Below are 11984 nucleotides of genomic sequence, written 5' to 3' on the forward strand. Positions count from 1 at the left end.
GGGGGGCCATACTTGGCCATGCCTGTCCTCCGCGTTTCCATTGGCCTGGCCGAATTTCTCGCAGTGCTGGCCTTGGTAATGACCACGCCCATTGCCGCGCAGGATCAGCCGGATCGCGGCGTGCTGCAACTGTCGGTGGTTGACGCGCGCACTGATGCGCCGCTGGCGTACGCCGTGGTGGGGATCGCCCAGGCCAATGTCGAACGCTTTACCGATGGACGCGGCCGTCTGGCCGTGCCGGCACTGTCACCAGGTGTGTATCAGGTGACAGTCCGTCGACTGGGATTCGTGCCCTATCGCGTGCAAGTGAGCGTCACACCGGGCGCGCCAACGGTGCTTGAGGTGCGAATGTCACGCGTCCCGCAACAGTTGACCCGCGTACGGGTTGTTGCGGCCAGCTACTGCACCAGTCCCGGCGCTCCCGACGCGGTGCGAGACCCCGAGGTGTTCACGCTGGTGTCGCTATTGCGGGAGAATGCCGATCGGTATCGACTGCTGGCGTATCAGTATCCGTTCGTGTCCATGCACGCGCGCGCGCTGGGCGAGGTGCGCGACGATGCGCTGTTCATCCAGAACGTGGACATCCAGCCGATTCCCAGCAAGACGCGCGTGGAGTATCGGGCGGGCAGCGTGGTGCGTCGCCGGGGGAATCAGTACAGCATGGGGCTCCCGACCATTCTCGATTTGGCGGATGACGGCTTCGCGCGCACGCACTGCTTCTTCTACGGCGGTGCCACACCGCAAACCACGGTGACGGGCGAGGAGACGTGGTACCGACTGGATGTGCGTGCCGACGACAAGATGGACACGCCGGATGTGCACGGTGCGTTCTACCTGGACAGCGCCACGTCACAGCTGCGCAAGATGGATCTCGAGCTCAGTCGGCCCGATAAACTGCCACGACAACTCGCCACGATCGCCACCGTGCACGTGTCCACGGGATTCGTGGAGATTGCCAGCGGCCTGTCGGTGATTCAGACGGTCTGCGCGGTCACGCGACTTCGCCCCAGCGACAAGGCGGCCGATTCCGCCAGCCGCGCCGTCCTGCCAACCGAACTGCAGCAATTGACCAGCTACGTGTTCACGACACCGCCACCCGATGTGCCGACCAAGCAAAGTTTCGAAGCACCCGAGTGGCGGTCGCAAACGTACATGTCGCGCAAGGCGATCTGGTGCGAAGAGTAGCCGCCGTCGTCACCGCGGCGGCGTACTCTTGGAGGGCTTGGCGCGCGGATGCACGGTTGGCAGCGGGGTCGCCGAAGTTGAGACGCTCGCCGAGTTCCGAGCTGCTGCGGTCTGCTCGCCCGACTTGGCCGCGCTGTTCTTGGCGCGCGTGCTGGCCGCCACCTTGGCTTTGGGGTGGCGCGCCAGATGCGAATCGAGCGAGGCCACCGGCAGGGTGGGCTGCACGGGTGGCTGAGCGGGTTGCGCCAGTGCGATCAGCAACGGCGCCGCGATGTAGAGCATGGTCTTCACTTGTTGTCTCCTTTGCCGGCGATCCAGGCGCTCGTCCGAGCGACGCTGTCCACCTGGGCAGCCAGGGTTTTCAGGTAAGTCGGGGCGCCCATGCAACCCGCTTCGAGATGGACCGATTTGAGCGTGGCACCAATCGGCGTGGACAACACCAACTGCGGACCGTCGGTGAAGTACTGCCCGCAATTGGCGCTCCCTCCCACGTACGCAGTGTCCGCCGATGCAAAGCCCGCATCCAGCAACCGCTTCCGCAGCGCGCCCACATCGGCCGCCGCCACCGTCGCCTTCTGCGCGCCCAACGACGCGACGTTTTTAAGCCCAACGAAATGCACCGCGCCGTCATCGAACAGCTCCACCGTGTACTCCGGGCAGCGCCCGTAACACGGGCCGCGTTCCAGTCGCAACGCCAGCGCCCCTGACGCACTCGCCCCGTTGGCGGCTGCGGATTTGTCGGCCCCGGCGCGCGACCGGCAGGACAGGGCCACAACCGCAATCAGCAGCACAGCGCGCATCGACACTCCGGTTCGCGTGATCATTTACGGATGGCTCCGGTGATGGGGTCAACGGTGGCACGGGTACTCTTGACACCATCGGACAGCAGCAACTCCACCCGATCGGCCGGGCCAAACTGCGACAACTCGGCGGTGCCGTTGCGCAGCATCGCCAGCACTTCGCCGTTGACGCGGTCGCGCACGATCACCAACGGCACCTCCGACGGCGCCCATGTCATCTGCAACTTGGCACCGGGAAGACGCGACGTGGATAGCGTGGCGGTTCCGCCGGCGGTGGATGGGAGTCGGCGTGATGTCCCGCGCGCCAGGGAACCGGTGCCACTGAGCTCACGCACGCCAAGCCGGGCAACCTGTGCTTGCACCGCTTCCGGCACCGGCACGGCGATCACGAATGCCTCGGCTTCCGCGTCGTCCACGCGATACGGATTGAAGCGCCGCGAGAACAGCAGTTTGTCATCAGCCGAGAAGCCTTCAATCACAAAGCGTCCGTTGGCATCGTTGCTGGCCGGCGCGGCCTTCACCGAGAACGCCGGGTCAACCGTAAGCACTCCACGCTGAATGCCACCCGACACCATCAGCACGCTGGTGGGTGCCGAAATTCCCGTGCCATTGGGATTGGCCTGTCGGAAGTCCATCACCTTGCGGTAGTTGAACGCGCTCACCCATTGGTTGGGGCAATACGTCATCACATCCTTCGCGTTGGGCAACTTGATCGCGTTGCCGTTGAACGTATCCATGCCGTACGCGCCGGTGCTGCCATCGGCGAATGGATACGTGGGCTCGGGTCCGGCGGCACCGCCGCACGGCGAATGACGTAGCGACAGGGTGTGTCCCATCTCATGCGCAAAGGTGAGTTTCGCTTCAGCGGCGCCAAAGTCGGAGCCCTCATCCACGCCGATGGCCGTGCGGGCCGGAATGCCGTTGGCGAGACCCAGGACACCGCTGGTGCCGCGCGTGCGCACCAATCCATAGTAGTAGGCACCGCCACCTTCCGTCTGTCGCAGAATCTCGACGTCCCGCACCAGGCGACCCCAATCGTCAAATGTCTGGGTGCCGATAGTGTAGTCGATCACCAGCGGCTGACGTACCGTGGCGTTGATGACGCTGAGCGGCCACATCGACTTGAACACATCAAACAGCGAGGCCGCGCCGGCACCCACCGGGCCGTTGCGATTCTGCTGCACAGGAATGAGACGGACATTCATCGGCGGCACCGCCACCACGTTCAGCGATTGCGCGGTGCCTGACAACGGAAACTGGTTGTCCGCTTCATTCGATTCTGCGACCGCGTTGTCCGGGTCGACATCGGCCAGCACAGAAATGCCGGTGCGTATCGCCGTGGAAGGAATGACGATGTTGGCCGAACAGCAGCCTTCATCGACCGTCGTGGTGGGCGTGGCCGTGCCGGTAAACGTGCCGAGCACGGTGGCACCCTGCAGAATGCGGAGACGCACCGTTGCCGCGGCAAGTCCGGTGCGATTGCCGCGCAGGAACACGCGGGCTACGGCGCCGCGGTCGGCCACCAGCGGCACGCGGCCGTCCAACTGCTGTACCGACTGCACCAGATACAGCGCGGCGATATCGAGATTGGTCACGCCGGTTGATGCGCCGACCGTAACGGTGAGCGACGCGGTCTTGGACGGATCGGCTTGCGAGGTGGCGGTGATGGTGGACGTGCCGCCGGTGATGGCGCGAATGACGCCCGTTCCCGTGATAGAGGCAACGCCGGGCTCGCTGCTCTGCCAGGTGACCGCGATGTTGGCCGAGCCGGTGACGGTACTGGAGGCCTGCTGGGACTGTCCCGCCTGCAGGGAGAGATTCTGTGGTCCAACCGATATCGTGACACCCGACGCCTGAATGCTACCGGCCGCCAGTTGATACGGTCCGACCTCGCCGGCGTTGTACGTGGTGGTGTTCACGATGTACTGACCGGCGGGCAGATTGATGAGCACGCGCGCATTAGTGGTTTGCGACGAGGCGTCATCGTTTTCCGCAATCACGGCACCCGTTTGCGCGTTCTGGATGACGAGATAGGCGTCGACGACACCACTGGTCATGTCGAACTGCATAGCCGTGGTGGTGGCCAGCGTCAGTCCGTACCGTTGGAAATACCGGTTGGGGCCGCCGCCATCACTGATCGCGCAGTCGCCCGGGGCGAAGGTGCCCGACTGCACCTGGCCCGCGGCAATCGTTCGCGTGACCGCACACGGATCGACGAGGGGCGCCACCACCAGTCGATAGGCGCCGGTCTGGCCGGGCTGTCCACGGGCGAGAATGGTGTAATTGCCTGGTTCGAGCGGCACTTCGAGACTGGCGTTCAAACCGGCGCCGGAGTCGTCATCCTGATCGACCACGCGCCCGGCGTTGTCGATCACGACCAGAAACGGATCGAGCACCGTACTGGTCATGTTGACGGTGAGTGTGGTGCGCGCGCCAACCGTGATGTCGTATCGATCTTCGTAGCTCTCGTCGCGCTGGAGACACGAGGCGGCTGACAACGAGGCGTCGATGGTGGACGGCAGCGTGGTGGTGCGACCGATGAAACACGCGGCCGGCGCTTGCCGCACGGTCAACTGATAGGCGCCGAAGGTGTTGGCGTTGTACGTGTTGGCGATGACGAAATAGCGACCGGCCGGAATGGTGCGCAGAATGCGGGCATTGATGCCCGTGCCACCGTCGTCGTCTTCGTCAATCACATTCAGCGCGGCGTCGGTGAGGAACAGGTAGGCGTCCACCGCACTGCTGGTCATCAGCACTTCAATTTTCGTGGGCGCGGTGACGGTGAATTCATAGCGCTGGATGGCGGTGCTGTCGCTAAGCTTGCAGTCGTTCGCCACCAGCGTGCCGGACAGCGTCTGTCCCACTGCCACGGCGCGAATCACGTTGCAGGGATTGGGGGACACCTGTATGGTGGCCGAGCCGACAATCCCGTCCGCGGTGGCGGTAATGTTGGCGGCGCCGGCCGCAACGCCGGTCACGAGACCGGTGGATGATACCGATGCAATAGTGGGGCTGGCGCTGGCCCACGTCACGGTGCGCCCGGCGATGGCGGCACCAGCGGGACTCTTGGGCACGGCGGTGAGTTGCAGTGGTGCGCCGCCCAGAAACAGTTCGGCGGTGGCTGGCGTGACCGTCACCGAGGCGACGGGTGTGCGCACGGTCGCTGCCGCGCCACCCACCTTGCCATCGATGGTGGCGGAGATGGAGGCGATACCGTCGGTGATGGCGGTGGCGACACCGACGGCCGATACCGTCAATACCGACGGATTGGATGACGACCACGTGGCCGTCTTGCCGCTGATGGGAATGCCCGCCGCGTCGTGGGCCGTTGCCGTGAGGGTGGTGGTCTGACCGGGCACCAGATTGAGCAACGACGGGGACACGTCCACCGTGGCCACGATGCGTGGAGCGGCCGCGTCGCCGCCACCTCCGCAAGCGGCGAACACCGCCAATGGCGTCACCACGAGGATCCTGCTGGCTAACCGCCGAAACGCCGTGCCCATTCGGACTATCCTCTTTCTTGACGGGGTAGGGACCACCTCCGATTCGTCGAACGGGCACGACTCACCCGGTCCACGAATTCGCTCGTTCAGTAAAGCGCAGGAATCATGGAGAAAGGATCATGGTTCCGTGAGGCCGTTGGTCGTGGCGGGCTGAGGCGCCGGACTGCATGCTTAGCCGATGACAATTCCCTCCCGGAGCCGGGCGGCCACCATCGGCCTCATGATGGCGCTTGCGGCATGTGGTCGGTCGGCAAATCACGCGCCCGTGGCAGTAGTGCCGAATGACAACCGGGTCGCGGGCGGCACGCGGCGTGGTGATACGCTGGTGTTTGCGCTCAACGCCACTATGGGGGCCTGGCGACCGGACACCGATGTGGACAGCTCAGTCACCGTGCAGGCGTTTGCGGCTCCCGATGGTGTGCCGCGTATTCCCGGCCCGCTGTTGCGTGTGGCCACAAGCACGGTGGTCGAGATTCACGTCACGAACAGCCTGACCGATTCCACGCTGGTCGTACACGGTCTGCGGCCTGGCACCAGCGGAGATGACACGCTGCAGGTGAAGGCCGGTGAATCGCGCACCGTGCATTTTGTGGCGGGCGCACCGGGCACGTACCTGTACTGGGGACGCACCAGCGGTGACCGGATGGAACGCTCGGAGGGACGCGACGGCCCGCTGGCCGGTGCCATCGTGGTGGACGCGGCCGGCGTGGCGCCGGATACGAGCGAACGCGTGTTCGTGATCACCACGCTGGACGTGTTGCCGGACACCACCAGACCCGAGCCGCAAGACGACATGTTCGATCTGGCCGTGAATGGTTTGTCGTGGCCGCACACCGAGGCGCTGCACTATGCCGTCGGTGACACCGTGCGCTGGCGTTGGCTCAACGCGACGGGGACCCCGCATCCCATGCACTTGCATGGGTTTCATTTCACGGCGCTGGCCAAGGGCGACGGCCGAGTCGACACCACCTACGCCCCCGACGCGCGCCGTACGGAAGTCACCGAATACCTTTCGCCGGGGACCACGGCACAGATGCGGTGGCAGCCCACACGGGCGGGGAACTGGCTGTTTCACTGTCACATCGTGTTTCACGTCATCCCGTTTCCCGTGCGACCCGATTCGGTGCGGGTGAGCATGGCCGACATGCACGACGCGTCGTCGCATGTCACGCGTTCGATGTCGGGACTGGTGATGGGGATTGCGGTGCACGAGCGCGGCGCGACGACAACCGTGTCGCCGACGGTGGGGGTGATTGCGAAGCGCCTTCGGCTGTTCGCCCAGCAGGCGTCGGGGCCGGCCGTTGACGACACGGCGCACGCGCGGGGATACGCGCTGCAGCAGGGCCCCATGCCGCCAAAGGTCGACTCCATCAACGTACCGGGGCCGATGCTGGTGCTCACACGCGGCCAACGCACCGCCATTACCGTGATCAATCGACTGTCAGAACCCACCAGCGTGCACTGGCACGGCATGGAGTTGGAGAGCTACTACGATGGCGTGTCGGGTTGGAGCGGTGCCGATTCACGGCGCGCGCCGATGATTGCCCCCGGCGATTCGTTTGTGGCCGTGATGACGCCGCCGCGGGCCGGAACATTCATGTATCACCCGCACATGGAAGAAGAAGACCAACTTTCGGCCGGCATGTTCGGGCCGCTGATTGTGATGGAGCCCCGTGAACGCTTTGATCCGGCAACGGATTTGTTGTTCGTGATTGGCGATGCCATATTGGACGGCAAGCGTGGCGCGACGTTGAATGGTGCGCGCGCTGCGACGCCACTGCGGTTGCACGTTGGGACCACCTATCGATTGCGTTTCCTGAACATCGGCGAAGCGGCCTCGGGCGAGGCGATGCTGCATACCGACTCGATCCCGCTGCGCTGGCGCCCGCGTGCCAAGGATGGCGCCGATCTGCCCGCCACTCGGCGCGCGGAGCAAGCGTCGACGTTGCGGAAGATCGGTGTTGAGAACGTGACTTCACCTGACACCCACGCGGCCGCTGCGGGCCATGCTTGACGTTTCGGTGACTGATGTGAAGGCGCCGTTCAGAGTACCCATCGACGTTCGCTGAACTGCGCGCCGCGTCGGTGACCTCTCTGCCCACTGTAGTTCAAAACACAATCCAATACAACGGAGTTCCCATGTTGATCAGCAGCACGCTCGCACAAGCCATCAATACGCAGATCGGCAACGAGATGGCCGCCAGTTTGCAGTACTACGCCATCGCCGCGCATTTCCAGAAAGCCAACCTGTCGTTGCTGGCCACGCTGTTCTTCAAGCAGGCCGACGAAGAACGGGAGCACGCGCAAAAACTGCTGCACTATGTCGTCGACACCAAGGGAGACCTGCGCATTCCCGCCGTGCGGGAGCCGGTGCACACGTTCGCGTCTGCCGAAGCGGCGGTCGAGGCCGCGCTCAACTGGGAAGTCGAAGTCACGGGACAGATTCGCGGCCTGATGGATATTGCCGCTGACGAGCGCGACTATCTCGCGCAGGGGTTCCTGCAGTGGTTTGTGGCACCAGCAGCCAGGAGGAGGGTCAACAAGGGATGGACCGCCCCCGATCGCTCAATCGCGCGGACCGGGGATGTCGGGCCACGGGCCTGACACGGGTGGAGGCGTGGGAAGGGCGTACCGCTGCACGGCGGCTGGACGGCAAGCGGTCTGGCGACGCGCCCCGGCGGATGGCCAGCCGCCACGGTCTGCTTAACCGCCGGCCGCCGACGTGTTGGGAACTCGGCCTTTGAAGAACGCCACCGTCCTCGAAAACGCATCCTCCGCCACGGTCTTGCCGTACGCCTGACGCGGTGGGGTTGGCTCAAAACACGCCTCGGGGCTGCCGATTGCCTCACCATCACCGCGATCCACGACGCAACCGGGGCGCAAAGAAAAAAAACCCCCCCCCCCCCCCCCCCCCCCCCCCCCCCCCCGCGCCCCGGGGAGAGGAGGGGGGGGGAAGCCCCCCGCGGTACCAGGGGGCCGAAGAACGCCACCGCGCAAACGACCGCCACGGTCTTGTCACGCCACGGACCGGTTCGGGCTTTCGCGACCGCTTCCATCGCGCGAACGCTGTCAACCGGTATGCCGGTGTCCTTGCCAGCATAGAGGCCAAGCACGGGCGCTTTCAGGCGCGCGAGTTCCGTGGCATTGGTGATCGGCGCGCCGTAGTAGATCACCACGGCATCGATGTTGGCGCCGCCCACGAGCCCGGTGCGCAGCGACCAGTGTCCACCGAAACAGTAGCCTACTGACCCAATGGAGGTGGCGCCGGCCTTCTTGAGATAGGCGATGGCTTCACCAAGATTGCGCTCACCACCGCCAATGTCTGCCATGCCGGCCTGATACAGCTTCATGGCGGCATCAGGGGTCGTGGCCACCGATCCAAAAAGGTCAACGGCGAGCACCGTGTACCCTTCGCCGGCAAAGCGTTTGGCCATGGCCTCAATGTTCGCATTGAGCCCCCACCACTCGTGTACCATCACGATGGCTTTCCCAGTCTTCGCCCCTGCGGCGGGTTTCGCGAGATAGCCCTTGATGGGCTTTCCGTTGAGTGTGCCGTACACAACGCTCTCTCCAACCACTTCCATGCGCGGTGCCACGAGTGCAGCGGGTGACGCAGTCGGTGTCTCGTTCATATGCGCGCGGTGCATCGCGGCGGCATAGTCGGGCTGGGTGGCCTGGGCGTTGGCAGTGCCAGCAACGAAGAGGAGCAGCGTAGCGCTGATGGTGAGGCGCGTGATGCGAGCAGTGGTTTGCATTGGCGTGTGTGAGAAGCGAGAAATGGCTTGGTGACGAACCGGCAAGGAGCACCTGCGATGGTGAAACGTACATGACTGCCATACTACCCTGCGAACCCACGCGCCCTAAGCAGCTGAGCCACCGCCGTGCTGGCCATGTTTTCCGGCGACTCACCCCACTTGTTGTACGACTCGGCACGGGTTGCACCGGCGTCGAGCAGCATCTCCGTAACGGCGACATAGTCGGCGTCGTTCCCGGGACGCGCGTTCGTCGAACCATGCGATGCCCAGGCAATGGGTGAACTGCCGTACGTGCGGTCACGCACGTTCACTGGTGCACCACACTCGAGCAGCACGCGCACCATGTTCACGCGACCGTGCCAGGCGGCCCAGTGTAGTGGGGTGCCGCCCCATTCGCCTTCGTCCGACGGCACCCATCCCAACGCGAACATCAGTCGCACACTGGCTTCGCGGTCGCGTTCGACGGCCAGCGCCAGTGTCTGTCGATCCTCTGCCGTCAACTCCGACATCAGCGCGGGATGCGTGGCGAGTATGGCGCGTGCGGCGTGTTCGTCGGCACCGATGCATGCCGCCAGGAATCGATCGACCGGTGTGAGCGCGGCGGTGTTCGCCCCGCATTCGGCAAGATACGTCGCCACCCCCATGTTGCCGGTGCGCATCGCCAACGCATAGGCGCTCTTGCCATCGCCGCGCGGCAGATCCACCACGGCCCCGTGTTCCACCAGCATGCGGGCCACGGCGACCTCGCGTCCAAACGACGCAACGCGGTGCAACGGCGCTTCGGCCACTCCGCGCGGGTCATCCGTTCCCGCGTTCACATGGCTCAACACGTTCGGGTTGGCACCGTGTGCCAGCAGCCACTGCATACCCAGCGTGGCGGTCCCGCAGCGGTGGTCGGATTCCTTGTAGCCGGCGAGGAAGTAGAGTGGTGTGTTCCCCCACTGCGAGTGCGCGGCGCTGAGTTCAGCGCCATGCGCCGCCAGCAGCTCCAGACACTCCCGGTGGTTCATTTCCGCTGCGTGATAGACGCTTTCGCCGTCGTTGGGGTTGGCGCCGCGTTCCAGCAGCAGCCGAGCGACTGCGACGTTGTCGGACACGCAGGCGAAGTACAGCGCGGGGATGTGTGCTTCGCCATGGTCGCCAACACGTATGTATGCGTTGGCGCTGGCGCCGGCGTCGAGCAGCAGCTGCACCGTACGCACGCGATCGATCTCAGTGACGCCCAGCAGTGACTGTAACCCCATGTGACAGGCGTAGATCAGCGGTTCAGGACCGTCTGGTTGAAAGCCAGACGTCGCAAGCCGCACATCCTTCGCAAGGAACGCTGCCACCAGCGACGGATTGCCGACGGCGGCCGCGCAATGGATGCTGTAGCGCGCCAGTTCGGGGTGCGCGTCCAGCATGGCCTTGGCGTGCGCGGTGTCGTGGTCGCGAAGCGCGAGCAGGAAGCGCGCGCCGTGCACATGTATGGGATCGACACGCTTCATGAACGCGGTCAGCTCGCGCCAGCTGGACTTGCCGTTCTTGCGGGCTACGGCATGATGGATATCCGCCAGCTTGATGTCGGCCTGCACGGTGGCGTCGTCCAGCGATGCCAATCGTGGCAGCAGCGCGCGCAGCCGTGCAATGAGCACCGGGTCGCCACTCCTGGCCTGCTTGAGCAGCAGTTTGGCCTGACGGCGCAGATTGTCGAGCGTGAAATCGGGCCCGCCAGCGGGCGAATCGTTGGTATCGGACATGCCGACCCATGATGCCCGGGTCCGCACAGGCGGGGTTCGAGGCGCGAACCCCGGGCCCTTCCCGGAGGATGCGCGCTGCGCGCGATGACAAACTATCGCGCACCGCGCGCCTCGGCGAGCCCCCTATTTCACCGTGCCAACGCCAATGGCGCTGCCCTTGTCCAGCTGCTTCACCCAGGCCATTAATGTGCCGGTGGGCGTTGTCGACAGGGCGGGATACCAGCTGCCTGCGCTTCCATCCGGCGACGTCACCGCGGAGAACGAGACGATCCCCGCCGCATCAACACGCGCCCGCGTCACGGCCATGCGACGCGCTCCGTCAACAATCTCATCCCATGCCACCAGCATCGATCCGTCACGTTCCATCGCCATCTGCGGGTGTGACGCCGGTCCGCGGGTGGGGATGCGGGTGCGGGTCGTGAACGCGCGCCCGTCCCGCGTGATCGCGTAGAATAGCGCCAGCGACGAGGCCGTCTTGCCGTCGGCGGGCGTGGGCCACACCACGTGCGCACGGCGATCCCGATCGATCGCGATCGCCGGTCCATTGTCGGGACAGCCGTCAATTTGCCAATGATCGTCGCTCACCCGCACCGGCGCAGAAAACGTCCGACCGCCATCGGCAGACATGCTGAACGCGATGTCGCGTTGACTTCCCGGATACACATGGCGCCACACGGCATACACGTTGCCGCCGGCAGTCGCGAGCGAGGTCTTGCAGCAATAACAGACGCTGCGCGTGATCTTCACGGCCTTCGTGCCGTTGAGCGAAGAGAAGTACAGCTGTGACAAGCCGGCTCGTTCGGTGGGACTCGGCTTTGGCATGGGCGTCGCGGATTGGACGCCGGACGCGCTGTCATGCTTGTGCATCGCGTCGGCACTGACCGTTTCGCGATGGTCAAGCCACAGCACCAGCACATTGCCTTTGGCGTCGACGGCCACGGATTCCCAGCCGCGCACGCCGTCCGCATCGCTGCCGGTACCGGTGGCACCCTGCGCCAAACG

At 65.0% G+C, this 11984-nt stretch carries 9 protein-coding genes; 3 read left to right on the forward strand and 6 right to left on the reverse strand.

What is annotated here, in order from left to right; genetic code table 11:
• Nucleotides 1–18: 18 nt before the first annotated feature.
• The gene (locus IPP90_14770; protein ID MBL0171952.1) at nucleotides 19–1185 is read left to right on the forward strand and encodes a carboxypeptidase regulatory-like domain-containing protein; all 1167 of its coding nucleotides are present in this window, start codon (nucleotides 19–21) and stop codon (nucleotides 1183–1185) included.
• 9 nt (nucleotides 1186–1194) lie between these two features.
• On the opposite strand, the gene IPP90_14775 is transcribed toward IPP90_14770, so the two are convergent.
• The 3 genes from IPP90_14775 to IPP90_14785 are packed head-to-tail and all read right to left on the reverse strand — an operon-like array spanning nucleotide 1195 to nucleotide 5488.
• Nucleotides 1195–1476, reverse strand: coding sequence for a hypothetical protein (locus IPP90_14775; GenBank protein MBL0171953.1), 282 nt, complete (start codon nucleotides 1474–1476; stop codon nucleotides 1195–1197).
• Nucleotides 1473–2009, reverse strand: coding sequence for a hypothetical protein (locus tag IPP90_14780; protein MBL0171954.1), 537 nt, complete (start codon nucleotides 2007–2009; stop codon nucleotides 1473–1475). The genes IPP90_14775 and IPP90_14780 overlap by 4 nt, the downstream gene beginning before the upstream one ends.
• A complete protein-coding gene (locus IPP90_14785) occupies nucleotides 2006–5488 on the reverse strand; it encodes an Ig-like domain-containing protein (protein MBL0171955.1) in 3483 nt (1160 codons plus the stop codon). The genes IPP90_14780 and IPP90_14785 overlap by 4 nt, the downstream gene beginning before the upstream one ends.
• A 178-nt stretch (nucleotides 5489–5666) precedes the next feature.
• Between IPP90_14785 and IPP90_14790 the strand changes: the two genes are divergently transcribed.
• The gene (locus IPP90_14790) at nucleotides 5667–7502 is read left to right on the forward strand and encodes a multicopper oxidase domain-containing protein (protein MBL0171956.1); all 1836 of its coding nucleotides are present in this window, start codon (nucleotides 5667–5669) and stop codon (nucleotides 7500–7502) included.
• A 125-nt stretch (nucleotides 7503–7627) separates the two neighbouring features.
• Nucleotides 7628–8092: a ferritin gene (locus tag IPP90_14795; GenBank protein MBL0171957.1), complete on the forward strand. Its 465-nt coding sequence runs from the start codon at nucleotides 7628–7630 to the stop codon at nucleotides 8090–8092.
• A gap of 99 nt (nucleotides 8093–8191) precedes the next feature.
• Here the strand turns inward: IPP90_14795 and IPP90_14800 are convergent, their stop codons facing one another.
• The 3 genes from IPP90_14800 to IPP90_14810 all read right to left on the reverse strand — a co-directional run.
• Nucleotides 8192–8353 carry a hypothetical protein gene (locus IPP90_14800; GenBank protein ID MBL0171958.1) on the reverse strand — a complete coding sequence of 54 codons (162 nt, stop codon included), beginning with the start codon at nucleotides 8351–8353 and terminating at the stop codon, nucleotides 8192–8194.
• Between the two features lie 973 nt (nucleotides 8354–9326).
• Nucleotides 9327–10982: an ankyrin repeat domain-containing protein gene (locus IPP90_14805; GenBank protein MBL0171959.1), complete on the reverse strand. Its 1656-nt coding sequence runs from the start codon at nucleotides 10980–10982 to the stop codon at nucleotides 9327–9329.
• 123 nt (nucleotides 10983–11105) lie between these two features.
• A partial coding sequence (locus IPP90_14810; GenBank protein ID MBL0171960.1) for a hypothetical protein occupies nucleotides 11106–11984 on the reverse strand: 879 nt, incomplete at its 5' end.

The sequence above is a fragment of the Gemmatimonadaceae bacterium genome, assembly GCA_016720905.1.
Classification (GTDB): Bacteria; Gemmatimonadota; Gemmatimonadetes; order Gemmatimonadales; family Gemmatimonadaceae; genus Gemmatimonas.

What these genes read in the sequence shown, in the direction of transcription:
- IPP90_14770 (MBL0171952.1), top strand. Translation starts at nt 19, where the DNA reads ATGCCTGTCCTCCGCGTTTCCATTGGCCTGGCCGAATTTCTCGCAGTG.
- IPP90_14780 (MBL0171954.1), bottom strand. Translation starts at nt 2,009, where the DNA reads ATGATCACGCGAACCGGAGTGTCGATGCGCGCTGTGCTGCTGATTGCG.
- IPP90_14785 (MBL0171955.1), bottom strand. Translation starts at nt 5,488, where the DNA reads ATGGGCACGGCGTTTCGGCGGTTAGCCAGCAGGATCCTCGTGGTGACG.
- IPP90_14790 (MBL0171956.1), top strand. Translation starts at nt 5,667, where the DNA reads ATGACAATTCCCTCCCGGAGCCGGGCGGCCACCATCGGCCTCATGATG.
- IPP90_14795 (MBL0171957.1), top strand. Translation starts at nt 7,628, where the DNA reads ATGTTGATCAGCAGCACGCTCGCACAAGCCATCAATACGCAGATCGGC.
- IPP90_14805 (MBL0171959.1), bottom strand. Translation starts at nt 10,982, where the DNA reads ATGTCCGATACCAACGATTCGCCCGCTGGCGGGCCCGATTTCACGCTC.